24 protein-coding genes and 1 other annotated feature are annotated in these 24,072 nt (G+C 29.1%); of the genes, 22 read left to right on the forward strand and 2 right to left on the reverse strand.

Going from position 1 to position 24,072, the window contains the following annotated elements; all coding sequences use genetic code 11:
• The 3 genes from BS62_RS00265 to BS62_RS00275 all read left to right on the forward strand — a co-directional run bounded on the left by BS62_RS00265 (position 1) and on the right by BS62_RS00275 (position 4,769).
• On the forward strand, positions 1–501 hold the full coding sequence (locus tag BS62_RS00265) for a DivIVA domain-containing protein (protein WP_496489231.1): 501 nt from the start codon (positions 1–3) through the stop codon (positions 499–501).
• Positions 502–562: 61 nt separating this feature from the next.
• Positions 563–795: a binding site (T-box leader), on the forward strand.
• Positions 796–853: 58 nt separating this feature from the next.
• On the forward strand, positions 854–3,964 hold the full coding sequence (gene ileS, locus BS62_RS00270; protein ID WP_496489232.1) for an isoleucine--tRNA ligase: 3,111 nt from the start codon (positions 854–856) through the stop codon (positions 3,962–3,964).
• A 106-nt stretch (positions 3,965–4,070) separates the two neighbouring features.
• Entirely contained in the window at positions 4,071–4,769 is a 699-nt protein-coding gene (locus BS62_RS00275) for a 5'-methylthioadenosine/adenosylhomocysteine nucleosidase (RefSeq protein ID WP_496489233.1), read from the forward strand.
• 36 nt (positions 4,770–4,805) lie between these two features.
• On the opposite strand, the gene BS62_RS00280 is transcribed toward BS62_RS00275, so the two are convergent.
• Complete coding sequence (locus BS62_RS00280; protein WP_496489234.1) at positions 4,806–5,330, reverse strand: VanZ family protein; 525 nt, start codon at positions 5,328–5,330, stop codon at positions 4,806–4,808.
• Positions 5,331–5,481: 151 nt separating this feature from the next.
• Between BS62_RS00280 and trpS the strand changes: the two genes are divergently transcribed.
• The 7 genes from trpS to BS62_RS00315 all read left to right on the forward strand — a co-directional run bounded on the left by trpS (position 5,482) and on the right by BS62_RS00315 (position 11,035).
• Positions 5,482–6,486, forward strand: coding sequence for a tryptophan--tRNA ligase (trpS, locus tag BS62_RS00285; RefSeq protein WP_496489235.1), 1,005 nt, complete (start codon positions 5,482–5,484; stop codon positions 6,484–6,486).
• A gap of 107 nt (positions 6,487–6,593) precedes the next feature.
• Positions 6,594–7,004, forward strand: coding sequence for a DUF5665 domain-containing protein (locus tag BS62_RS00290; protein WP_496489236.1), 411 nt, complete (start codon positions 6,594–6,596; stop codon positions 7,002–7,004).
• A 13-nt stretch (positions 7,005–7,017) separates the two neighbouring features.
• Positions 7,018–7,545, forward strand: a complete 528-nt coding sequence (locus tag BS62_RS00295; RefSeq protein ID WP_496489237.1) for a TraR/DksA C4-type zinc finger protein — start codon at positions 7,018–7,020, stop codon at positions 7,543–7,545.
• Positions 7,546–7,624: 79 nt separating this feature from the next.
• Positions 7,625–8,071 (forward strand): signal peptidase II, encoded by a 447-nt coding sequence (lspA, locus tag BS62_RS00300; protein ID WP_496489238.1) that lies wholly within the window; start codon positions 7,625–7,627, stop codon positions 8,069–8,071.
• Between the two features lie 7 nt (positions 8,072–8,078).
• Complete coding sequence (locus BS62_RS00305) at positions 8,079–8,990, forward strand: RluA family pseudouridine synthase (RefSeq protein WP_496489239.1); 912 nt, start codon at positions 8,079–8,081, stop codon at positions 8,988–8,990.
• Positions 8,991–9,173: 183 nt separating this feature from the next.
• The gene (gene pyrR / locus BS62_RS00310) at positions 9,174–9,716 is read left to right on the forward strand and encodes a bifunctional pyr operon transcriptional regulator/uracil phosphoribosyltransferase PyrR (protein ID WP_496489240.1); all 543 of its coding nucleotides are present in this window, start codon (positions 9,174–9,176) and stop codon (positions 9,714–9,716) included.
• 83 nt (positions 9,717–9,799) lie between these two features.
• Positions 9,800–11,035, forward strand: a complete 1,236-nt coding sequence (locus BS62_RS00315) for a uracil-xanthine permease family protein (protein WP_496489241.1) — start codon at positions 9,800–9,802, stop codon at positions 11,033–11,035.
• Positions 11,036–11,154: 119 nt separating this feature from the next.
• On the opposite strand, the gene BS62_RS00320 is transcribed toward BS62_RS00315, so the two are convergent.
• Positions 11,155–12,942 (reverse strand): Rqc2 family fibronectin-binding protein, encoded by a 1,788-nt coding sequence (locus BS62_RS00320; RefSeq protein WP_496489242.1) that lies wholly within the window; start codon positions 12,940–12,942, stop codon positions 11,155–11,157.
• A 194-nt stretch (positions 12,943–13,136) separates the two neighbouring features.
• Here BS62_RS00320 and dapF point away from each other — a divergent pair, with 194 nt between their 5' ends.
• The 12 genes from dapF to rsmB all read left to right on the forward strand — a co-directional run bounded on the left by dapF (position 13,137) and on the right by rsmB (position 24,070).
• Positions 13,137–13,970 carry a diaminopimelate epimerase gene (gene dapF / locus BS62_RS00325; RefSeq protein ID WP_496489243.1) on the forward strand — a complete coding sequence of 278 codons (834 nt, stop codon included), beginning with the start codon at positions 13,137–13,139 and terminating at the stop codon, positions 13,968–13,970.
• Positions 13,971–13,972: 2 nt separating this feature from the next.
• The gene (locus tag BS62_RS00330) at positions 13,973–14,854 is read left to right on the forward strand and encodes a YicC/YloC family endoribonuclease (protein ID WP_496489244.1); all 882 of its coding nucleotides are present in this window, start codon (positions 13,973–13,975) and stop codon (positions 14,852–14,854) included.
• Positions 14,855–14,867: 13 nt separating this feature from the next.
• Entirely contained in the window at positions 14,868–15,131 is a 264-nt protein-coding gene (remA, locus tag BS62_RS00335; RefSeq protein ID WP_496489245.1) for an extracellular matrix/biofilm regulator RemA, read from the forward strand.
• Positions 15,132–15,145: 14 nt separating this feature from the next.
• Positions 15,146–15,760 (forward strand): guanylate kinase, encoded by a 615-nt coding sequence (gene gmk / locus BS62_RS00340; protein ID WP_496489246.1) that lies wholly within the window; start codon positions 15,146–15,148, stop codon positions 15,758–15,760.
• Between the two features lies 1 nt (position 15,761).
• Positions 15,762–16,040, forward strand: coding sequence for a DNA-directed RNA polymerase subunit omega (rpoZ, locus tag BS62_RS00345; RefSeq protein ID WP_496489247.1), 279 nt, complete (start codon positions 15,762–15,764; stop codon positions 16,038–16,040).
• A gap of 1 nt (position 16,041) precedes the next feature.
• On the forward strand, positions 16,042–17,241 hold the full coding sequence (coaBC, locus tag BS62_RS00350; RefSeq protein ID WP_496489248.1) for a bifunctional phosphopantothenoylcysteine decarboxylase/phosphopantothenate--cysteine ligase CoaBC: 1,200 nt from the start codon (positions 16,042–16,044) through the stop codon (positions 17,239–17,241).
• Between the two features lie 54 nt (positions 17,242–17,295).
• Entirely contained in the window at positions 17,296–19,764 is a 2,469-nt protein-coding gene (gene priA, locus BS62_RS00355; RefSeq protein ID WP_496489249.1) for a primosomal protein N', read from the forward strand.
• Positions 19,765–19,779: 15 nt separating this feature from the next.
• The gene (def, locus tag BS62_RS00360) at positions 19,780–20,223 is read left to right on the forward strand and encodes a peptide deformylase (RefSeq protein WP_496489250.1); all 444 of its coding nucleotides are present in this window, start codon (positions 19,780–19,782) and stop codon (positions 20,221–20,223) included.
• A 91-nt stretch (positions 20,224–20,314) separates the two neighbouring features.
• Positions 20,315–21,247: a methionyl-tRNA formyltransferase gene (gene fmt, locus BS62_RS00365; RefSeq protein WP_496489251.1), complete on the forward strand. Its 933-nt coding sequence runs from the start codon at positions 20,315–20,317 to the stop codon at positions 21,245–21,247.
• 2 nt (positions 21,248–21,249) lie between these two features.
• Complete coding sequence (locus tag BS62_RS00370) at positions 21,250–21,987, forward strand: DUF116 domain-containing protein (protein ID WP_496489252.1); 738 nt, start codon at positions 21,250–21,252, stop codon at positions 21,985–21,987.
• 2 nt (positions 21,988–21,989) lie between these two features.
• Positions 21,990–22,688 (forward strand): zinc metallopeptidase, encoded by a 699-nt coding sequence (locus BS62_RS00375; protein ID WP_496489253.1) that lies wholly within the window; start codon positions 21,990–21,992, stop codon positions 22,686–22,688.
• Between the two features lie 56 nt (positions 22,689–22,744).
• Positions 22,745–24,070, forward strand: a complete 1,326-nt coding sequence (gene rsmB / locus BS62_RS00380; RefSeq protein WP_496489254.1) for a 16S rRNA (cytosine(967)-C(5))-methyltransferase RsmB — start codon at positions 22,745–22,747, stop codon at positions 24,068–24,070.
• The last annotated feature ends 2 nt before the right edge of the window (positions 24,071–24,072 follow it).

Below are 24,072 nucleotides of genomic sequence, written 5' to 3' on the forward strand. Positions count from 1 at the left end.
ATGTTAACACCAATAGAAATAGAAAATAAGGAATTTAAAAAAGGATTAAGAGGATTCAAAGAAGAAGAAGTAGATGAATTTTTAGATATAGTAAAAGAAGATTTTGAGAAATTATACAAAGAAAATCTTGATCTAAAAGATAAGTTAAATTTATATCAAGATCAAGTTTCTAGATATAAAAATATTGAAGATACTTTAAAGGCTACTTTAATAACTGCTCAAGGAGCAGCTGAAGATACATGTAATGCTGCGAATAAAAAAGCTCAAATAATAGTTGAAGAAGCAGAACTTAGAGCAAGACAAATAATAGAGCAAGGAAACAATCAAGTTATAGAAATAAGAAAAGAATATGATTCTCTTTTAAAGGAATTTAAGATATTTAGAAATAAGTTCAAATCGTTGTTAGAAGATGAAATGAGAAACATAGATGAAATTTTTGATGAAGTAGGATCAAACACAGGATTAGATGAGAATCGAATTTTAGTTAAAAATGTCGAGTAAATAATATTGACGAAGACGAAAAAGTGTCATAAAATTAAGAACATAAACATAAAATAATAAATTAAAAGCTGTGATGGAGAAAGTAGACTTTAAATGTTTTTACAGAGAGCTGGGTAAGCTGAGAACCAGTAAATCTATAAAGTTGAAGATCACTCCTAAGCTGCAGGCTGAACGATTATTTAATTCATTAAGCTGTGCCGGTTAAAACCGTTATATTAAATGAGTGTTGTATATAGGTATGTTTTATTTATATACAAAATTAGGGTGGTAACGCGAGCAGACCTCGTCCCTTTATGGGGGCGGGGTTTTTTTAATACAAAAAAACACAAAAGACAAAAGAAAGGGTGATATTATGGCAAGATTTAAACCGCTAGTAGATAATTCTGTAAAAGAGGCAGAAGCTAATATCTCAAAATACTGGGATGAAGTTAATATACTAGAAAAAACTTTAGAAAAAGGAGAAAATGATCCAAGTTTCGTATTTTACGAAGGACCTCCTACAGCTAATGGTAAACCAGGTATACACCATGTTTTAGCTAGAACGCTAAAAGATTCTGTATGTAGATATAAAACAATGAGTGGATACCAAGTTAAAAGAAAAGCAGGATGGGATACTCATGGTCTTCCTGTTGAAATAGAAGTTGAAAAGCAATTAGGACTTTCTGATAAACAAGCTATAGAAAGTTATGGAATAGACAAATTCAATGAAAAATGTAGAGAGTCAGTTTTCTCTTATGAAAAGCAATGGAGAGAAATGACTAAACGTATGGCATATGAAATAGATTTAGACAACCCATATATAACTTTAGACAATAACTATATAGAATCTGTATGGTGGATATTAGATCAAATAAATAAAAAAGGTTTAATATATGAAGGGCATAAAATACTTCCATACTGTCCAAGATGTGGAACAGGTCTTGCATCACATGAAGTTGCACAAGGATACAAGGAAGTTAAAACTAATACGGTTATAGCTAAGTTTAAGAGAAAAGATGCAGAAAATGAATACTTCTTAGCATGGACAACTACTCCATGGACACTACCTTCAAACGTAGCACTTGCTGTTAATCCAAAAGAAACATATTTAAAGGTTAAAGTAAATGATGAAGTATATTATTTAGAAAAATCTTTAGCTCCTAAGGTTATAGGTGGCGAGTTTGAAGTACTAGAAGAAATGAAAGGTCAAGATTTAGAAGGTGTTGAATATGAACAATTAATGCCTTTTGTAAAAGTTGATAAGAAAGCTTTCTTTATAGGAGTTGCTGATTATGTAACTACTGAAGATGGTACTGGTATAGTTCATACAGCTCCAGCTTTTGGTGAAGATGACTACAATTTAGGTAGAAAATATGATTTACCTGTTATACAACCTGTTGATGAAAGTGGTAAATTTACAACTACTCCATGGGAAGGCAGATTCGTTATGGAGGACGGCTTAGATGTAGATATAATAAAATGGTTACATAGTGAAAATAAGTTATTTAAAAAAGAAAAAGTTGTTCATAATTATCCACACTGTTGGAGATGTCAAACTCCATTAGTATACTATGCTAAGCCAAGTTGGTATATAGAAGTTACAAAAGTAAAAGATCAATTAATAGCAAACAACAACTCTGTTGAGTGGTACCCATCTTTCGTAGGTGAAAAGAGATTTGGAAACTGGTTAGAAAACTTAAATGACTGGGCTATATCTAGAAGTAGATATTGGGGAACTCCTCTTAATATATGGACTTGCGAATGTGGTCATAAGGAATCTATAGGTTCTAGAAAAGAATTAGCAGAAAAAGCTATAGAAAATATAGATGAATCTGTAGAATTACATAGACCATATGTTGATGATATACATATAAAATGTGAAAAGTGTGAAGGTACTATGACAAGGGTTACTGATGTTATAGACTGTTGGTTTGACAGTGGGGCTATGCCATTTGCTCAACATCATTATCCATTTGAAAACAAAGAAAGATTTGATGAATTATTCCCAGCAGACTATATATGTGAAGGTATAGATCAAACTAGAGGATGGTTCTATTCATTACTTGCTGTATCTACACTTGTTACAGGAAAGCCTCCATATAAGAGAGTTTTAGTTAACGACTTAGTTCTTGATAAAGAAGGAAAGAAAATGAGTAAGTCAAGGGGTAATACAGTAAACCCATTTGAGTTATTCGATAGTTACGGTGCAGATGCACTAAGATGGTATCTATTATATGTATCTCCACCATGGACTCCAACTAGATTTGACTTAGATGGATTAAAAGAAGTTCAAAGTAAGTTCTTAGGAACTATAAAGAATGTATATAACTTCTTCACATTATATGCTAATACTGACGATATAAATCCAGATGATTTCTTCGTTGAATATAAAGATAGACCAGAACTTGATAGATGGATATTATCTAAGTTCAACAACTTAAAGAAATACGTTGAAGAAAACTTAGAAATATTTGAATTAAATAAATCAGTTAGAGCTATACAAGACTTTATAAATGAAGATTTATCTAACTGGTATATAAGACGTTCAAGAAGAAGATTTTGGGCTACAGAGTTAACACAAGATAAAAAAGCAGTTTACAATACAACTTTTGAAATATTAACAGACCTTTGTAAAATGATAGCACCAGTTGCACCATATTTATCAGAGGAATTATATAGAAACTTAACTAATGACGTTTCTGTTCATTTACAAAACTACCCAAGAGTAAATGAAGAGTTAATAGACTTTAAATTAGAAGAAAAAATGGATTTAGTTAAGAATTTAGTTACTCTTGGTAGAGCTTCAAGAGAAGCTACAAGAATAAAAGTACGTCAACCAATACAAAAGGTATTAGTTGATGGAAAATATGAAACTACTATAGATAACTTAGTTCCACTAATAGCTGAAGAGCTAAACGTTAAAGAAGTTGTATTTGCTAAGGATCTTGGAGAATATATGAACTTTAGCCTAAAGCCAAACTTCAAAGTATTAGGACCTGTACTTGGATCAAAAATGAAATTCTTTGGAAGTGAAATAGCAAAACTTAATCCAGCTGATGTAGTTCCAAAACTTGAATCTGGAGAAGTAATAAATGTTAATGTAGATGGTGAAGATTTTGAATTTAATAAAGATCATGTTTTAATAAATATAGCTGCTAAAGAAGGCTTCAATGTAACTATGGAAAACAACGTGTTTGTAATACTTGATACTACTTTAAATCAAGATTTATTAAGTGAAGGTTATGCTAGAGAATTTATATCTAAAGTTCAACAATTAAGAAAATCAAATGATTTCCAAGTATTAGATAATATAAAAATATACTTCAATGGAGACGATGAAATATCTAATGCTGTTGAAAAGCACAAAGATTATATAATGAGTGAAACTTTAGCACTTGATATAAACAAAGTAGATGATGAAACTTTAGAACAACATAATTTAAATGATCATATGACAGGATTAAAAGTAGAAAAAGCTAACTAATTATAAAGGTCCCTAATTTAGGGACCTTTTGTTTTGGAATATTTTGTGGTAAAATAGTTGAAGTTTGGAAATAATAAGTATATTGATTATATGTAGGAGGAAAATTATGATTAAAATAGGTATAATAGGTGCTATGGATGAAGAAGTTGATATACTAAAAGAAATAATGGATATACAAGAAACTGTACAAAAAGGCGGCCTAAAGTTTTACATAGGAAGATTAGAAAATAAAGATGTTGTATTAGTAAGATGTGGTATAGGAAAGGTAAATGCTGCACTTTGTACTCAAATATTATTAAGTGAATTTAATGTTAATTCTGTTGTCAACACTGGTGTTGCAGGGGCTTTACATAGTGATTTAGGTGTTTATGATATAGTTATATCAAGTGATGCAATGTATCATGATTTTGATACTACTGTATTTGGGAATAAAATAGGTGAAATACCTAGAATGGATACATCTATATTTAAAGCTGATGAAAAATTAATAAATGCAGCTTATGAATCTACTAAAGAAGAAGTTAGAAGCCATAAAGTTGTAAAAGGTAGAGTAGTAACGGGAGATATATTTATAAGCAGTAAGGAGTTAAAAGATAAGTTAGTAAATGAACTTGGAGCATACTGTGGTGAAATGGAAGGTGCAGCTATAGCTCATGTTTGTCACGTTAATGAAGTTCCATTTGTTGTTATAAGAGCTATGTCTGATAAAGCAGATGGAAGTGCTGATGTAACATATGAAGAGTTTGTACAAGAAGCTGCTCATAACTCAAAGGATATAGTATTAAGTATGTTAAGACATATATAGTTACATTCAAAAGCTTAGGGGTATCATTTGATAACCCTAAGCTTTTTTGTATCTATTCTTATTAAATAAACCTAAAAATTCAACAATTGCTATTAAAATAGCTCCCATAAATACTATTCCGAAGAATGCCCCTATGGAGTCTATGCCAACATCTTTTAGAGAGCCAGCTCTTCCTAATACATCAAGTTGATGCATTTCGTCGTAGTAAGCATATATAACCGATGTCATAAATCCGAATAACCCGGATAATGTTATACTTTTAGTAAAAACATACCCACATAGCATAAGTACAGAACTTAGACCAAAGTATAATGAAAAGTGAGCTATTTTTCTTACTATATATTCTTTGCTATATTGTTTCATAAGTCCTAGGTCATCCCTAAAGAACTTTATTCCCTTATCTATATATTTATTTTCACTTATATTAAATCTATTGTCTATAATTTTTAGATAGTGTAAAGCTGAATTAGATTGATTTGATGAGATTTCTCCTGTTTGTGATGAGAACCAAAATATCATAGCCATCCATATTATACAAAATATAAATAATATTTTTTTCATTTAATCACCCCTTTATCGTAAAGTACATTATAACATAATAATATTGTATTTTAAATATTATATCCTATGATGGTTAATCTAATATTAGGTTTACCTATATAAAAATATGATATAATAAAAATATTAAAATTACATAAATTAGGAGGGTAAAATGAGCGATAAAAAAATTATATTTAGTGGAGCTCAGCCATCTGGTAAGTTGACACTTGGGAATTATTTAGGGGCTATACAAAATTGGGTTAAACTTCAAGATGAATACGATTGTCATTATTGTGTTGTAGATTTACATGCTATAACTGTTCCACAAGAAGCTAAAAATTTAAGAGCAAATGCTATGGAAGTACTATCACTATACCTAGCTAGTGGTTTAGATCCAGATAAAAATACTATATTTATACAATCTCATGTAAGTGCACATACTGAACTAGCTTGGGTACTTAATACTATGACTTATATGGGTGAGTTAAATAGAATGACTCAATATAAAGAAAAATCTCAAAGAAGCGAGGCAAACTTAAATGCTGGATTATTTACTTATCCTGTATTAATGGCTGCAGATATATTATTATATCAAACTGACTTAGTTCCAGTTGGGGAAGATCAAAAGCAACACTTAGAATTAGCTAGGGATTTAGCAAGTAGATTTAACAATAGATATAGCGATACTTTTAAAATACCAGAACCATACATACCAAAAGTTGCATCTAGAATAATGAGTTTACAAGAGCCAACTAAGAAAATGTCTAAATCAGATGCAAATGAAAATGCATATATATTAATTGCCGACGATCCTGATACAATAAAAAGAAAAATTAAACGTTGTGTTACAGATTCTGTAGGCATAGTTAGGAATAGCGATGAACAACCTGGAATAAAAAATCTTCTTGGAATATATTCAAAACTTGACAACAAATCTATTGATGAAATAGAAGCTATGTACGAAGGAAAAGGATATGGAGATTTTAAAAATGATATAGCTGAAGTTATAGTAGAAAATTTAAGACCTATTAGAGAAAAATACGAATATTTATTGAAAAATAAAGATTATTTAGAAACAGTTTATGCACAAGGTGCATCAAAAGCAGAAAAAAATGCTAGAAAGACACTTAGAAAAGTCTATAAAAAAGTTGGTTTTATAGAAAAGAAATTTATATAGTATCTTTGCAATAAAAAAGTCCTGATTTTCAGGACTTTTTGTATTTTATAAGACTATTTTTCACATACTAAATCTATAAAATTGGGTATAGTATGGGATGTGAAAATTTGGAAAAACATTATAAGGATGGAAAAGAATATTTAAATGGGAAATTAGACAATGTTGAAATGAGAAATATGAAGGATATAGATGCAAAGTTCAAATATCAAAATGAAAAAATTAAAGGTGAAAGTGAATATTTACAGCATTTACATGTTGTTGAAAGTAAGTTAGACAATCTTATATTTATGATAGACCATAGTAGAATAAGAGATTATATGGCGCTTTTGGAGAGTCCTAGAAGGCTATTAGTTCTAAATGCTATAGCAGGACTTGCAAGAGGTTTAGGTCAAGCCATAGGACTTACAGTACTGGCAGCTATGGTTATGTACTGGATATCTACGTGGATGGATATGCCGATAATAGGGAAATATATAGCAGAGATAATGGATATAGTTGATAAATATAGATCTAGATAAAGGAGATGTTATTATGAATAATATAGAGATGAATAACTACAAAGAAAAACTTTTAAAAGAAAAAGAAAGAGTGACAAATTTAATAGATGAGTTACAAGACGATACACCTTTTGGAGACCATAAACATCCTACTAGTCAAAGATATGCAACTGGAGAGTTATCAGCATATGACAACCATCCTGGAGATATGGGCACAGAGGTGTTTATGCAAGAAATGCAGATGAATCTTGCCAATCAACATAAGTACAGAGCAGATGTTATAGATAGAGCTTTAGATAAAATAAGCTTGGGAAGTTATGGCATTTGTGATGTATGCGGCAAAAACATAGAAAATGAAAGACTAGAAATACTACCAGAAACTACATTATGTGCCCACTGTTCAAATGAACAGCCTCAAAACTATATGAATGAATATAGACCTGTAGAAGAAGAATTATTAGACAAAGATGACTATTTTTATTCAGACTTAAATGAATATTTAGCTGATACAAATAGACCTATAGAACATGATACAGTTGATAGGGAAATGAGAAAATTTTAATTAAAATTAAGATAGCTTTTAGCTATCTTAATTTTTTGTGGTATAATCTGTCTATATGTTATAAAGGGAGGTTGTGGAGTTGCTTTATATAGGCATAATAATATCTTTAATAATTTTAGATCAGTTATCTAAATATTTTGCTCTTAATTATTTAACACATGTAGGAAGTATACCTATAATAGAAAATATATTTCATCTTACATATGTAGAAAATAGGGGAGCAGCTTTTGGAATGTTACAAAATAACCAAATAATATTTGTAATAGTTGCGTCTATTGCTACAATAGGAGGACTTTATTATTTGTATACTAATAAAGACTTAAAATTTATAGCTAAGGCTTCTATAGTGCTTATAATATCTGGAGCTATAGGTAATCTTATAGATAGATTAAGATTAGGATTTGTGGTAGATTATTTTGACTTTAGAATATTTTGGGAGTATGTATTTAATGTAGCAGATGTATATGTAGTAATTGGGACAATATTATTATGTATATACGTTATATTCTTTGAAGATAGAAAGTAGGGATTATATGGAAAATATAAAAGAATTTTTAGTTTTGGAAGAAAATGAAGGAGATAGGTTAGATGTATACTTATCAACTGAACTTGGAGATATGTCTAGAAGTTATATTCAAAAACTTATAAAAGAAGAAAGAGTAGTTGTAAATAATAAAATTGAAAAAGCAAAATATGTAGTAAAAGAAGATGATAATATAAAAATAGATATACCAGAGCCAAAGCTTTTAGAAGTTGAAGCTGAAAACATACCTTTGGAAATTGTTTATGAAGATAGTGATGTTTTAGTAGTAAATAAACCACAAGGGATGGTAGTACATCCTGCACCTGGGAATTATAATGGAACTCTTGTAAATGCAATACTTTATCATTGTAAAGATAAGTTATCTTCTATAAATGGAGTAATAAGACCTGGAATTGTTCATAGAATAGATAAGGACACATCAGGACTTTTAATGATAGCAAAAAATAATAATGCCCATAACTTTTTAGCAGAGCAACTTAAAGAACATAGCATAACTAGAAAATATGAGTTTATATGCCATAGTATTATTAAAGAAGATACTAAAACTGTAAATGCTCCTATAGGACGTAACCCTAAAGACAGATTGAAGATGGGGGTTGTATCTGGAGGAAGAAATGCAATAACTCATTTCACAGTGTTAGAAAGACTGACAAATTATACTCATGTTCAAGCACAACTTGAAACTGGAAGAACACATCAAATAAGGGTTCATAGTGCATATATAAAACATCCTATTTTAGGAGATCCACTTTATGGCCCTAAAAATACTAAGTTTAAATTAGAAGGTCAAGCACTACACGCAAAAACATTAGGATTTATACACCCTACTACTAAAGAGTACATGGAGTTTACATCTGATACTCCAGAGTATTTTAAAAAATTATTAAAAATCCTTGTATAACTGTAAACATTATTATATAATATGAATAGAATATAAATGTATAAATAACTTCCTTAAAGTAGTACAGAGAGGCTACAAGGCAAGTGTACATAGAGATATAATATCTCTAATCACCTATGTGAGTACAGCTTCTTGTCTTGAACGAGAAGCTTTTTTTATATCCTAAATACGGAGGAATAAATTATGATAGAAAAAGCAAAACTTATGGATGACAAAGCCATGGCAAGAGCTATAACTAGAATAAGCCATGAAATAATAGAAAGAAACAAAGGAATAGAAGATGTTGTTTTAGTAGGAATAAAAACTAGAGGAGTTCCTATAGCAGATAGAATAGCCAAAAAAATAGAAAATATAGAAGGAAAAAAAGTAAATACAGGAGAAGTTGATATAACTTTATACAGAGATGATTTAAATAAGGTAGATGTTGATCCTGTTTTAAATGGCTCTAACATAAAATTTGATATAAATGATAAAGTAGTAGTTTTGGTAGATGATGTTTTATACACTGGAAGAACTGTTAGAGCAGCTCTTGACGCTATAATGGATATAGGTAGACCTGATGTTATACAACTAGCAGTATTAGTAGATAGAGGTCATAGAGAACTACCTATAAGAGCTGATTATGTAGGAAAAAATGTTCCAACATCAAAAGATGAAATAATTAAAGTAAGTTTATTAGAAGTAGACGAAGTAGATTCAGTGACAATTAATCTACAGTCAAAATAAGGTTAATAACCTTTTAATTCAGTACAGAGATACTGAAAAAGGGAGAATTATTTCTCCCTAATAAAAAAATGGGAGGTATTTGTATGAAAAAAACAATTTTATCACTTCAACACTTATTAGCAATGTTTGGTGCAACTGTATTAGTTCCAATCTTAACAGGTTTTGACCCATCTTTGGCCATTATAAGTGCAGGTATAGGTACTTTAGTATTTCACTTATGTACTAAAGGAAAGGTACCAGCCTTTCTAGGTTCAAGTTTCGCATTTATTCCCTTAATATTAGCTGTTAAAGAAGCATACAATGGAGACATAACATATGCCCAAGGTGGTATAGTAGTAGCAGGATTATTATATGTAGCTATGTCTTTCTTAGTTAAGAAAATAGGAGTAGATAAGATAAAATCGTATTTTCCATCACAAGTTACAGGATCTATGATAGTAGTAATAGGTCTTAACTTAATACCTACAGCCTTTAACATGGCATCACAACATGCAATAATAGCAGCACTAACTTTAACAACAGCATTATGTGTAACTAAGTTTGCAAAAGGATTTTCAAAGCAGTTATCAATACTTATAGCAGTAGTAGTAGGATATAGCGCATCTTTATTAATAGGATTAGTTGATACTAGTGTAATAACTAACTCTCCAATAATTGCAATGCCTAACTTTACACTACCTAAGTTTAGTCTAGAAGCAATAGTAATAGTAGCACCTGTAGTACTTGCAGTATTCATGGAACATATAGGAGATATAACTACTAATGGTACTATAGTTGGGAAAGACTTTATAAAAGACCCAGGACTAAATAGAACATTGTTAGGAGATGGATTGGCTACTCTTATAGCAGGTTTTATAGGAGGACCAGCGAATACTACTTATGGAGAAAATACAGCAGTATTAGCTTTAACTAAGAACTATGACCCATCAATATTAAGACGTGCGGCAATGTTTGCAATATTACTAGGATGCATAAGTAAAGTCGGAGGATTCTTACAAAGTATACCAACAGCAGTTATGGGTGGAATAAGCTTAATGTTATTCTCTATGATAGCTTATGTAGGAGCTAAAAATGTAAAAGATAGCAGTGAATTAAAAGTATCTAATATAATTGTTATAGCATCTATATTAATAATAGGCCTTGGAACTAGCTACTTACAAGGTAAAGGAATAGTTATAGGAATACCGGTAACTGAGACTGTTAAAATAACAGGTTTAAGTTTAGCAGCTATAATAGGTGTTGCACTAAATAGATTATTAAATAATAAGGACTTTAAAGATAAAGAACCTCAAGTTAAATTAGATCCAACAACAATATAGTAAATAACATAATAATAAAAGCACATGATATTCATGTGCTTTTACTTTTTTGAACAACGTTCCTATTTATCTAATTTTGAGCAACGGACCTGCTTTTCGAGGTCGTTGGCGACATGAGCTTAGCGAATTTTAAGTTTTACAACTTCTTCTTCGCTAGGATTTACATATATAGTACTGTTAGTTTCATAAATTACCATGCCAGGCTTTGCCCCATTTGGCTTTTTTATGTTTTTTCTTATGGTATAATCCACTGGAACCTTAGAAGACATTCTAGCTTTGCTATAATATGCAGATAATATAGCGCCTTCTTTTATAGTGTTTTCTGGAATTTCTTTTCCTTCGCTTTTTATAATAACATGTGATCCTGGGATATTTTTAGTGTGCATCCATATATCATCATTTGATGCCATTTTCAATGTTAAATAGTCGTTTTGTTTATTGTTTTTACCTACAAAAATTTTGAATCCATCTGAAGATATAAATTCATAAGGTTTTGTAGTAGATACATTACTATCTTTTTTATCCTTTTTATCTTTTTTATTTTTAACTTTAGATTTTATATATCCAGTTTTTATAAGTTCATCTCTTATTTCTTGTATTTCTGCTAGATTTTCGCAGTTTTCTATACTAAGCAATATGTTTTCTAAGTAATTTACTTCTTCATTAGTTATATCCATTTGTATTGTTATTTCTTTTTTTGCATGTTTAAGTTTGTTGTATTTTTTAAAATATCTTTGTGCATTTTCTGATGGAGTTAAATTTTTGTTTAAACTTATTTTTATAGTTCCACCTTCTGGATCATAAAAATTTACTACATCAACGAACTCCATACCCTTATTTATCATGTATATATATGAAGTTATAAGCTCGCCTTTTATTTTATAAATATGTGCATTTTCTGATTCATTTAATTCTTCTTGTTGTTTTTTGAGTTTGTTGTAAAGTCTATCAAGTTTTGTAGATATACTTTTTCTTAAGTTTTGAGTACGTTGATTTATTCTCTCTCGTGCATCTTTACTTAAATAGTAGTTTTCAAGTATATTAGATATACTCTCATTTTCTATATATGAGTACTCGTTATACATAGTAAGTTTAATAGAGCTAAAGTCTATTATTTTGTCTATTTTTTTGTTTATAACTATACATGGACTGTATATATTGTTATTTATCTGATTAAAGGTTCTTATAAATACATTATAAAAGTTTTCAAGTTGAGAAGCATTTAAATCATTTATATTTATAGATTCATCTAAGTTTGATCTATAACATATTTCTTTAGCTATAACAGGGCTTATGCCTAAAAATGATGTATATATAGATTTATGTAGTGTAGAGTTGGTACTAGTTATAGTGTTTATAAATGTTTCTTTAGTTATATTGTTAAGTGGATTTAACTTGTTTTGTGAAGGTGGATAATTATAATCTTGACCTGGCAAAACTTGTCTTTGTCTACTTATACTAATTGGCACTCTTTTTATAGAATCTATTATTTTATTAGTTTCATTATGAACTACTATTATATTACTGTGTCTACCCATTATCTCTATTATAATGTCTTTTGTAGCCTTAATTTTTAGTTCATCAAGTGATTCTACAGTTATTTTTATTATTCTTTCAAATTCAGGTTGAGATATATTTAGTATTTTTCCATTAAGTAAGTATTTTCTAAGTATCATACAAAACATAGGAGCACTCATTGGATTTTCTTTTTTATATTTTTGAGTTATGTATATTCTTGGATTTGATGCACTTGCACTTAATAATAATTTATAATTTTCTTTGTTACTTCTTATAGAAAGTAATATTTCATCTTCTTCAGGTTGGTATATTTTATCTATTTTACCTCCAATAAGTTTGGTTGATAGTTCATCTACTAACGAATGTATAACTAAGCCATCTAAAGCCATAATGAATTCAGTCCTTTCAAAACATATTAATATTTCAATTATTGCACATATATTATATATTGTGAATATATTTTTATTCTTATAACTCAAATAATAATTACTTATTTGCGCAAAATATTGTATAATAGTAAGTTGATGATTTAATGTAAAATTTTAACTTGAATAAAGCAATTTTAGGAGGGGGATATCTGTAAATGGTAAAATTTTGGAAATTACACGGTGCAGGTAATGATTTTATAGCTATAGATGGAAGATTAGAAAATATGAATTCTGATTACTATTCTAATTTTGCAAAAAAAGTTTGCCATAGGCATTTTGGAATAGGAGCAGATGGATTATTAGTAGTTAAAGACTCAAATATAGCAGATATTGAAATGATGTATTACAATGCTGATGGAAGTTTGGCTTCTATGTGTGGAAATGGAATTAGATGCTTTTGTAAATACATATATGATAACAAAATTGTAGATAATGATAAATTCACAGTAAGTACATTAGACGGTATTAAATATATAGAGTTAAATATTGAAAATGATAATATAAAAAGTGTAAAAGTAAATATGGGAAAACCAAATTTTAATCCAATTGACATACCGGTATCCACTCTTAAAGATAAATTCATTAATGAAAAAATAGAAATTTTGGATAAAACATTTGAAATCAGTACAATTCTTATAGGAGTTCCTCACACTGTAATATATGTAGATGAACTTGATAAAGAGGAAATACTTAAATATGGGCCAAAAATAGAATTACATAATATATTCCCCGAAAAAACTAATGTAAACTTTGTTAAAATAATAGATGAAAATAATATAATTGTTTATACTTGGGAAAGAGGCTGTGGATATACACTTGCATGTGGTACAGGAATAACAGCATCTGTAATACTTTCTCATTATCTTGGAAAAACATCTAATATAGTAAACGTAACTTCTGAAGGTGGAGAGTTAACTATAGAAATATTAGAAGATGTATATATGATAGGACCAGCAGTTAAAATATGCGAAGGAAAAGTGGAGGTATAAATATGGCTATAAGTATGACTGGATTTGGAAGAGGAGAATACAAAGACGAAAGTTTAAGTTTTGTTGTAGAATGCAAAACTATAAATCATAAATATACAGATATAAATATAAGACTTCCAAGAAAAATTTCTTTTTTAGAAGATAAAATAAGAAATTTTGTAAAAGATTATGTTAAAAGAGGTAGAGTAGATTTATACATAAAACTTGAATCATTAAATAATAATGACTCAACTTTAAAATTTGATGAAGGATTAGCAAATCAGTATTATAATATACTTAATGATATAAAAAATAAGTTTAATTTATCAGATGATATAACTGTTATGAATATAGCTAAATTTCCTGATATAGTTAAAATAGAAGAAAAAGAAGAAGACGAAAGTATAATATGGAACTCTTTAAGTAAGGCTTTGGTAGACTGTTTGACAAAACTTAAAGACATGCGTGAAGAAGAAGGTGCAAAACTATCGTCTGATATAAAAATGAGATGTGATTTATTAAAAAATTATGTTGAAGAAATTGAAAAGTACTCATATAATGTTGTTATTGACTATAAAGAAAAACTAAGAAATAGAATAAATGAATTGTTAGAAGGAACTATAGAAATAGATGAAAATAGATTGGTTCAAGAAGTTGCTATATATGCAGATAAAAGTAGTATAACAGAAGAAACAGTTAGATTTAAAAGTCATATAGTACAACTTAAAAAGACAATAGACAAAAAGGACTCTATAGGAAGAAAAATAGATTTCTTAATACAAGAAATGAACAGAGAAATAAACACTATGGGTTCTAAATCTTCAGATCTAAATATAACAAATTTAGTTGTTGAAGTAAAAAGTGAATTAGAAAAAATAAGAGAACAAATACAAAATATAGAATAGTGGAGGACAAATCGTGAGTGTAAGTCTTATAAATGTAGGATATGGAAATGTGGTTGTAGCAAATAAGGTTGTAGCCATAGTAAGTCCAGAATCAGCACCTATAAAAAGGTTAATTCAAGATAGCAGAGATAAAGGTATGTTAATAGATGCTACTTATGGGAGAAAAACTAGAGCTGTTATAATAACTGATAGTCAGTATATAGTATTATCATCAGTACAACCGGAAACTGTAGCACACAGATTTTATGACCATAAAGATGAACATTTAGATGATTAGAAAGGAAGATATTAATGGAAAAAAAAGGTCTATTAATAGTAGTTTCAGGACCATCTGGAGCAGGAAAAGGAACAATATGTAAAGAATTCTTAAATAATAACGACTCTGTTAAAATTTCTGTTTCAGCTACAACTAGAAAACCTAGAGGTGGGGAAGTTAATGGAGTAAATTACTTCTTCATATCTAAAGAAGAATTTAAAACTATGATTGACGATAATGAATTTTTAGAATATGCTCAGGTATACGATAATTTCTATGGTACTCCTAAATCTGCTGTTTTAGAAAGTTTAGAAAAAGGAGAAGATGTATTATTAGAAATTGATATTCAAGGAGCTAAGCAAATAAAAGAGGTTTATCCAGAAGGTGTATTTGTATTTATATTACCTCCTTCACTTGAAGAATTAAAATGTAGAATAGTTGGAAGAGGAACAGAGACAATAGAAGATATAGAGAAAAGATTTGGGTCGGCATTTAAGGAAATACAGCAAATAGAACATTATAATTATTTTATAATGAATAATGATGTAAAAACTTCATCTAGAGAATTGTCAAATATAATAAGTGCTGAAAAAGACAAGGTAGAAAGATACAAAGAATATATAATACAAATGTTTAAGGAGGAATTATAATATGTTAAATCCATCAATAAATGACGTTTTAAATAAGATAGACAATAGATATTATTTAGTTGTTACAGTTGCTAAGAGGGCTAGAGAAATAATAGAAGGTGCTCCTGTTTATGTAAGTACAAAAGCTGATGATTCAAAACCTGTTACTTTAGCTTCAAAAGAAATTACACATGACAAAATAACTTATAGACATTTAACTCAAGAAGAAATAAATATAAATGATTTAAAAGAAAAAGAAGCAGCCTTAGAACAAAGACAGGCAAATGCCGAGGAGCAATAAAATGTTAAAAGAAAAAACAGTTGTAATAGGTGTTAGTGGCGGTATAGCTGTTTACAAAATATGTGATGTTGTAAGTAGATTAAAAAAATTGGGTTTAAATGTACATGTTATAATGACTAAGTCTTCAACAGAATTTGTAGCACCGCTTACATTTCAAACTCTAAGTCAAAATTACGTTGTTACTGATATGTTTGAAAATCCAAAAACATGGGATGTAGAACATATATCTTTAGCAAAAAAAGCGGATTTGTTTTTAGTAGCCCCTGCTACAGCAAATGTTATAGGTAAAATATCAAACGGTATAGCTGATGATATGCTTACTACAACTATAATGGCTACTAAGGCAAAAATACTTTTTGCTTCAGCTATGAACACAAATATGTACGAAAACCCTATAGTTCAAAAAAATATAAAAACATTAAGGGACTTAGGATATAATTTTGTAGAACCTGAAAGCGGAAGACTTGCTTGTGGAGATATTGGTAGTGGAAAACTTGCATCCCCAGAAGTTATAGTAAATGAAATAGTTAATTTATTAAATGTAGAAAAAGACCTAGAAGGCAAAAATATAGTTATAACGGCAGGACCAACTGTTGAAAGAATAGATCCAGTTAGGTATATAACTAATAGGTCTACAGGTAAAATGGGATATGCTATAGCTAAATCTGCAGTAGAAAGAGGAGCTAATGTTACATTAATATCTGGACCAACTAAACTTAATCCACCAGTAGGACTTAAGAAATTCATACAAATTGAATCGGCAAATGATATGTATGAAGCTGTTGCAAATAACATGGATGAAAGTGATGTAATAATAAAGTCTGCTGCTGTTGCAGATTATAAACCAAAAAATGTAGCTGATAAAAAACTAAAGAAAAAAGACGAAGATTTATTTATTGAATTAAGTAGAAACAAAGATATCGCACAAGAAATAGGAAAAATTAAAAATGATAAAGTATTGGTTGGATTTGCAGCCGAAACTAATGATCTTATAGAAAATGCAAAGGGTAAGGTTCAAAAGAAAAATTTAGATTTCATAGTTGCCAACGACTTAACACAAGACGGTGCAGGTTTTGGAGTAGATACAAATATAGTTAAGATAATAGATAAAGAAGGAAAAATAGACCAATATCCTAAGATGAGTAAAGATGAAGTTGCAAATGTTATATTAGATAAAGTAAAAACTATATTGAAAAAATAAGCATCTATATAATGTAGATGCTTATTTTTTCATAAATTTCCTAGGAGCTGTAGTATGAAAATTTATGCAAAATTAATAGTTAGCAATAACTCAAAATACACAGATGATTTGTTCACCTATGGAGTTCCTGATTATTTACAAGAATTCGTAAAAGTAGGCCATAGAGTATTAGTTCCTTTTGGAAGGGGAAATAAACCATTAGAAGGATTTATATTTGAATTTACAAATGATGTAGAAGACAATATGGAAAATAAGATAAAGTTTATAATTGACATACTAGACGAAGAGCCTCTTCTCCGTGATGTAGATATAGATCTTATAAAATGGATGAGAAATAGATATATATGTACTTACATGGATGCAATAAACTGTATATATCCAAAAGGGTACAAGCTAGAAAATTATAAAGTAGCACAAGTACAAACTCAAGATTTTAGTGGACTTGATGATAAGGAATTATATATAATTCATCAGCTTATGAACCACAAAGGCAAGATGAAGATACAAAATATTAAAGATAAAAAAGACGTAAATATAAATAGAGTATTAAGCAACCTTAAAAATAAGGGAATTATAAGTATAAGTTGGGAGTATAAAAGCAATAAAAATGAAAAAAAAATGTATATTGTCTCTCTTAATATAGATAATGATGAAACTGATGATATAATAAACAATCTTATAAGAAAAAGAGCTCATAAACAAGCTAGAATAATACAGTTTTTAAGTAATAATGAAGAATCTGAAATAAATGATTTAATAGAAATATTAGATACTAACAAACAAAGTATAACAGCTTTGCATAAAAAAAATATAATAAATATAGAAGAGAAAAATTATTATAGAAAACCTAAGAGTTTATATAATTTAGAAAACAAAAATATAAAATTAAATGATGAACAAGAAGATGCTTTAAAAATACTGCAAGATAATATGTTTAACATAGATAAAAAGCCATATTTAATTCACGGTGTTACAGGAAGTGGAAAAACTGAAGTTTATTTAAATATAATACAAAAGGCATTAGATGAAGGTCTAGACAGTATAGTATTAGTTCCTGAGATATCCTTAACTCCGCAGACAATATCTAGGTTTAAAAATAGATTTGGAGATATTGTAGGAGTGTTTCATAGTCAATTGTCTAATGGGGAAAGACATGATGTATATAGATTGGTTAAAGAAGGTAAGGTAAGGATAATAGTAGGGGCAAGATCGGCATTGTTTATTCCATGTAATAACCTAGGAGTTATAATTATAGATGAGTTCCACGAAGGCGCTTATAAATCAGAAAAAAATCCAAAGTATAACACAATAGAAGTTGCAAAATATATATCTAAGTCTCAAAACCCACTTTTGATATTAGGGTCAGCAACTCCACCTATTGAAGAATATTATAAAGCTAAAAATAATGAGTATGAGTTATTAGAACTTACAAAAAGAGCAAATAATAATGAAATGCCAAGTATTTATATTTCGGATATGAAAGAAGAGTTATCAAATGGAAATAAAAGTATATTTAGCAGAAGATTACAGTATGAAATGGAAAATACTTTAAATAAAAATAATCAAATAATACTTTTCTTAAATAGAAGAGGATATGCAAGCTTTGTTTCATGTAGAAATTGTGGATTTGTATTTAGCTGTGACAATTGCGATATATCATTAACGTATCATAAGTACAAAAAAAGCGGTAGATGTCACTATTGTGGATATGAAGCAATTATCCCAAAAGAATGTCCAGAGTGTTCAAGCCCTTATATAAAAGAATTTGGAATAGGAACTGAAAGAATAGAAGAAGAAGTAAAAGTAATGTTTCCAAATGCCAAAATTATTAGAATGGATAAGGACACAACTTCTAAAAAGGGATCTATTGAAGAAATATTAAATAAATTTAAAAATAAAGAAGCTGACATACTAATAGGAACGCAAATGATAAGTAAAGGTCATGACTTTCCGAATGTAACATTAGTAGGTATACTGTCAGCAGATATGATACTTAAGTTTCCAGATTTTAGAAGTTCAGAAAATACTTTTCAACTTATAACTCAAGTTGCAGGACGTGCAGGGCGTGCAGATTTAGATGGGAAGGTAATATTACAAACATATGATGTAGATCACTATTCTATAAAACATGCCGTAAATTATGATTATAAGGGATTTTATGAAGATGAAATTAAAATAAGAAATGTATTTAGTTATGCTCCTTTTAACAATATGATAAGCGTGGTAATATCTAATAATAATGAACAAAAGGTAATTAAAAATATAAAGAATTTGCATGAATCTATAGTATATCTTCTATCAAAAAGAGGATACAAAAACTTTGATTTTATGTTAGGGCCAAATCCTTGCCCAATTGCTAAGATAAATCAAAACCATAGATGGCAGATTTTATTTAAAGATGTCGATATTGAAATTAATTTATTAAAGAGTATAATAAAATATATATGTATAACTAAAAGAGATGCGGTATTTGATGAAGATGTGAATATAAGCGTAGACATCAATCCATATAGCATATTATAAATAGGAGGAATAAAAATGGCATTAAGACAAATAGTTCAAGTAGGAGATCCTGTTTTAAGAAAAAAATCTAAAATAGTAGAAAAAATAGATGAAAGAATAATACAGTTACTTGAAGATATGGTAGAAACAATGTATGAAGCAGATGGCGTAGGACTTGCTGCACCACAAGTAGGAATATTAAAAAGAGTAGTTGTAATAGATATAGGAGAAGGAGTTATAGAACTTATAAATCCTGAGATAATTGAAGCAAGAGGAGAACAATTAGATGAAGAAGGATGCTTAAGTGTAATAGGCGAATCAGGGCTTGTTAGAAGACCTAATTATGTTAAGGTTAAGGCGTTAAATAGATATGGAAAAGAGATAATATTAGAAGGTACAGAATTATTGGCAAGAGCCCTTTGTCATGAAATAGACCATTTAGAAGGCGTTTTATTTACAGATAAAATAGAAAAAAAGTAAAAACGCACAAAAGAAAAAGGGTTCCAAAACACGTTAAGAATAAACTTAATAACCTTAGCAGAGGATATAGATTTCTTTAGGAGTGATATAGATGAAAGTAGTATTTATGGGAACACCAGATTTTTCAGTTCCTTGTCTTCAAGCTATAATAGATGAAGGACATGAAGTCGTGGCAGTTATAACTCAACCAGATAAACCAAAGGGAAGAGGCAAGAAGATGTCTATGCCTCCCGTTAAAGAATTAGCTCTAAAATACGATATAGAAGTATATCAACCTCAAAGAGTTAAAACACAAGAATTTGTAGATATATTAAAGGATATAAATCCAGATGTAATAATAGTAGTTGCATTTGGCCAAATATTATCTAAAGATATACTAGATATACCAAAGTACGGGTGTATAAACGTCCATGCATCATTACTTCCAAAATATAGAGGAGCAGCTCCTATAAATTGGGTGATAATAAATGGAGAAAAAACCACTGGCGTAACTACAATGTATATGGATGTAGGTCTTGATACTGGGGATATGATATTAAAAAAAGAAATGAATATAGGAATTGAAGAAACTGCAGGAGAACTTCACGACAAGATGATGTATGTAGGAGCAGATGTATTAAAAGATACCTTAAGACTTATAGAAAATAATAATGCTCCTCGTGAAAAACAAAATGATGATGAATCTTCATATGCTCCTATAATGGATAAAAATCTTGGAAATATAAATTGGTCTAAAAAGTGTGAAGAAATATACAACCTTATTAGGGGTACTAACCCTTGGCCAAGTGCTTATACAAAGTACAATGGTGAAACTATGAAAATTTGGAAATCTGAGATATTAGATAAAGAATCTAACAATAACCCTGGAACTATATTAAAAGTAGATAAAGAAGGAGTACAAGTAGCTACAGGAGATAAAATAATATTATTAAAAGAAATACAAATGCCAGGCAAAAGAAGAATGAGCATTGAGGATTATATAAAGGGAAATGATATAAATACTAACTCAACATTAGGTGAATAAATATGAATGACATAAAAAGATTTTTGATTACAATGGGGGCTTTAGTTGCCTCCCTTGTAATTATACTTGTAGGAATAAATTTAACTACAGATAATTTATTGTTTGTAGGTATTTTCCTAGCAGATATAATAATAACAATATTTATATGTATAATATTATTTGCAATGGCTATTACATATAATATACTAAAGGACAAAAAAGTAAATAATAGTGTAATGAGACTAAATTTCAGAATAGTAGGTATTTTATATCCTATTATAATAAATATAGCAAAATTATTTGGGATATCAAAAAATGAAATAAGAAAGGTATATGTTAAGTTAAATAATACATATATATATTCTAATGAGTATAAATTAAATCCAAAAGATATACTTGTACTACTTCCACACTGTATTCAAAAAAGTTTATGTAAAGTTAAGATAACTAATGATATAAACAACTGCAAACAATGTGGTATGTGTAACGTAGGTGAATTAATAGAAGTACATAAAAAATACAACGTTAAGGTGTTTATTGCAACTGGAGGAACTTTGGCTAGAAAAGTTATAATGGATAACAAGCCAAAAGCAGTAATTGCAGTTGCATGTGAAAGAGATTTAACATCTGGAATACAAGATGTTATCAAAATACCAGTCCTTGGAGTATTTAATAAAAGGCCTAATGGACCTTGTATAGATACATCTTTGGATATGGAAAAGTTAGAAGAAGCTGTTAAATTCTTTTTAGGAGAGTGTTAAATATGCCTTATCCATATGGTTTTGGTTTTGATTCTACAATGATTTTGTTAATACCAGCTATATTATTTACTTTATATGCTCAATTTAAAGTAAAGTCTGCAACAAGTCATTATTTAAAAGTTCCAACTGTAAGAGGATATACTGGATCACAAACGGCTAGATATATATTAGATAGCAATGGACTTCACGATGTAAATGTTCAATTGACAAGAGGTCATCTTTCAGATCACTATGACCCTAGAAAAAGAGTTGTAAGGTTATCTGAGGATGTTTATTATGGAAACTCAATAGGATCAGTTGCCATAGCTGCCCATGAATGTGGTCATGCAATACAACATGCTAATAGATATGCGCCACTTCAATTTAGAAGTAGCTTAGTACCTATAGTTAATTTCTCAAGTAATTTATCTTGGATATTTATAATGGCTGGATTGGTACTTGGTGGTGGAGGATCACTACTTTATATAGGTATAACATTATTCACATTTGTAGTTTTATTTCAGGTTATAACTCTACCAGTTGAGTTTAATGCTTCTAGTAGAGCAGTAGTTCAACTTGTAGATATGGGGATAATAAATAGTGATGAAGTAGGAAGTAGCAAAAAGGTACTTTCAGCTGCTGCACTGACTTATGTTGCCGCTGCACTAAGTGCTGTATTACAGTTAGTAAGACTTATACTTATAGCTAGAAGTGATGATTAGAGGAGATGAGTCCTAGTATATCTAGGGCTTTTTGCGTGTAAAAATAGGAGGATAATATGAATTCAAGAGAAGTAGCACTAAAAGCACTATACGATATAGAAAAAAATAAGAGTTATTCAAACATGGCAGTAAATAAATATTTAAAAAATAGTGATCTAAAAGATATAGATAGAGGGTTTGCTACAGAGATTATGTATGGGGTTATAGAAAATAAATATTATTTAGATTATATTATAGATAAATTTTCTAAGATTAAATCCAAAAAAATGTCAGTTTATGTTAGAATATTGCTATGGATTGGAATTTATCAAATAATGTTTTTAAACAGTGTATCAGACTATGCTGCTGTAAATGAAACTGTTAATTTAGCTAAGAAATACGATAAAAGATCATCGGGATTTATAAATGCAATACTTAGAAACGTTATAAGAAACAAGGAGGATATAAAAGAAGTAGATAAAAAAGATACTGTAGAGTACCTATCTACAAAATACTCTTATAATCCATGGATTATAAAAAATTGGACTAAAAATTTTGGAAAAGAATTTACAGAAGAGCTACTAGAATCGAATTCAGAAAGACCGAGCATTTACTTAAGGACTAATACTTTAAAAATAACTAGAGATGAACTTATAAAAAAATTAAAAGAACAAGAATTAAAATGTAGTGAAGTAAATCTTATTCCAGAAGCTATAAAAGTAGAAAACCTTAAAAATATAGAAAATAACGATTTATTTAGAAAAGGTTATTTTACAATACAAGATATAAGTTCAATGATTGTAGGACATGTCCTAAATCCAAAGGATAATTCCCTTATTTTAGATGTATGTAGTGCTCCAGGAGGAAAAACTACCCATGTAGCAACTCTTATGAATAACACTGGAAAAGTTGTATCTAGAGATATATTTTCTCATAAGTTAAAGCTTATAAATCAAACTGTAGATAGACTAGGTCTTACTAATGTAGAAATACAAGAGTTTGATGCTTCAAAATTAGATGAGAAAAGTATAGATAAATTTGACTATGTAGTTGCAGATGTTCCTTGTTCAGGTCTGGGCATAATAAGAAGAAAGCCAGAGATAAAGTATAAAGAAAAGGATGAATTAATATCTTTACCTAGTATACAAAATGTTATTTTAGAAAATGCATCTAAATATGTTAAGATAGGCGGAACTTTGGTTTATAGTACTTGTACTATAGAAGATAGGGAAAATATAGATATAGTAAAAGACTTTTTGAAAAATAATAATAATTTTGAATTAGAACCTATAGAAAATATAAAAATAGATTTAGACAATCAAGAAGAAGGTTATATAAAAATATACCCTAATATACATGGAATGGACGGATTTTTTATAGCTAAATTAAAAAGGACAAGGTAGTG

Source organism: Sporacetigenium mesophilum DSM 16796, from assembly GCF_059569055.1.

Excerpts from the sequence above, each read along its gene's own strand:
- ileS (WP_496489232.1), top strand. The coding sequence starts at position 854 with ATGGCAAGATTTAAACCGCTAGTAGATAATTCTGTAAAAGAGGCAGAA.
- trpS (WP_496489235.1), top strand. The coding sequence starts at position 5,482 with ATGAGCGATAAAAAAATTATATTTAGTGGAGCTCAGCCATCTGGTAAG.
- fmt (WP_496489251.1), top strand. The coding sequence starts at position 20,315 with ATGAAAGTAGTATTTATGGGAACACCAGATTTTTCAGTTCCTTGTCTT.
- BS62_RS00280 (WP_496489234.1), bottom strand. The coding sequence starts at position 5,330 with ATGAAAAAAATATTATTTATATTTTGTATAATATGGATGGCTATGATA.
- BS62_RS00370 (WP_496489252.1), top strand. The coding sequence starts at position 21,250 with ATGAATGACATAAAAAGATTTTTGATTACAATGGGGGCTTTAGTTGCC.
- dapF (WP_496489243.1), top strand. The coding sequence starts at position 13,137 with ATGGTAAAATTTTGGAAATTACACGGTGCAGGTAATGATTTTATAGCT.
- coaBC (WP_496489248.1), top strand. The coding sequence starts at position 16,042 with ATGTTAAAAGAAAAAACAGTTGTAATAGGTGTTAGTGGCGGTATAGCT.
- priA (WP_496489249.1), top strand. The coding sequence starts at position 17,296 with ATGAAAATTTATGCAAAATTAATAGTTAGCAATAACTCAAAATACACA.
- rsmB (WP_496489254.1), top strand. The coding sequence starts at position 22,745 with ATGAATTCAAGAGAAGTAGCACTAAAAGCACTATACGATATAGAAAAA.
- BS62_RS00375 (WP_496489253.1), top strand. The coding sequence starts at position 21,990 with ATGCCTTATCCATATGGTTTTGGTTTTGATTCTACAATGATTTTGTTA.
- gmk (WP_496489246.1), top strand. The coding sequence starts at position 15,146 with ATGGAAAAAAAAGGTCTATTAATAGTAGTTTCAGGACCATCTGGAGCA.
- BS62_RS00315 (WP_496489241.1), top strand. The coding sequence starts at position 9,800 with ATGAAAAAAACAATTTTATCACTTCAACACTTATTAGCAATGTTTGGT.
- BS62_RS00295 (WP_496489237.1), top strand. The coding sequence starts at position 7,018 with ATGAATAATATAGAGATGAATAACTACAAAGAAAAACTTTTAAAAGAA.
- BS62_RS00320 (WP_496489242.1), bottom strand. The coding sequence starts at position 12,942 with ATGGCTTTAGATGGCTTAGTTATACATTCGTTAGTAGATGAACTATCA.
- BS62_RS00265 (WP_496489231.1), top strand. The coding sequence starts at position 1 with ATGTTAACACCAATAGAAATAGAAAATAAGGAATTTAAAAAAGGATTA.
- def (WP_496489250.1), top strand. The coding sequence starts at position 19,780 with ATGGCATTAAGACAAATAGTTCAAGTAGGAGATCCTGTTTTAAGAAAA.
- BS62_RS00305 (WP_496489239.1), top strand. The coding sequence starts at position 8,079 with ATGGAAAATATAAAAGAATTTTTAGTTTTGGAAGAAAATGAAGGAGAT.
- BS62_RS00275 (WP_496489233.1), top strand. The coding sequence starts at position 4,071 with ATGATTAAAATAGGTATAATAGGTGCTATGGATGAAGAAGTTGATATA.
- rpoZ (WP_496489247.1), top strand. The coding sequence starts at position 15,762 with ATGTTAAATCCATCAATAAATGACGTTTTAAATAAGATAGACAATAGA.
- BS62_RS00330 (WP_496489244.1), top strand. The coding sequence starts at position 13,973 with ATGGCTATAAGTATGACTGGATTTGGAAGAGGAGAATACAAAGACGAA.
- pyrR (WP_496489240.1), top strand. The coding sequence starts at position 9,174 with ATGATAGAAAAAGCAAAACTTATGGATGACAAAGCCATGGCAAGAGCT.